General features: G+C 43.9%; 1 pseudogene. It reads right to left on the reverse strand.

Going from position 1 to position 535, the window contains the following annotated elements:
* Positions 1–535, reverse strand: a pseudogene (locus R8N49_RS29960) (type IV secretion protein Rhs); the annotation flags it as partial.

Consider the following 535-nt stretch of genomic DNA (forward strand, 5'->3'; position numbering starts at 1 on the left):
TCCCATAGAGTCGTATTTGAATTGGCTGTGTAGCCCATCAAATCCAACGGTACCTGATAGTAACCCTTCACTGTCGTACAAAAACTCAAACGCTAGACCATCACTTCGAACTAATTTCGTTAGGTTACGTTGTTGATCGTACTCGTAGGAAATATGGCTGCCATCAGGGAAGATTACCGCTTCTTGTTGAGCCAAAGCTCCCCATTGATAAGACGTGACACCTTCTGGTGTCTGTATCTGTGCAACACGACTAAACTCGTCATAAGCGTACTCTTCACTGTAACCGACTTGGTCTTCGTCGTTGAAATATCTTATCGATGTGCGGCGTCCGTAATCATCATAGGAAATCTGGGCAACACATCCATCGGGATACGCAATCCCATTAACTAAATCGGTAGCGCCATAACTGTAGCGAAGTAAAGTGCCATCTACTTCATGAGCGACTAATCTTTGTTGTTTATCCCACCACCAACGACTCTTCTTACCATCTTCAGACTCTCTCTTTACGACTTGACCATGTTTATCGTATTCATAC

This window comes from Vibrio sp. 1978 (genome assembly GCF_033344345.1).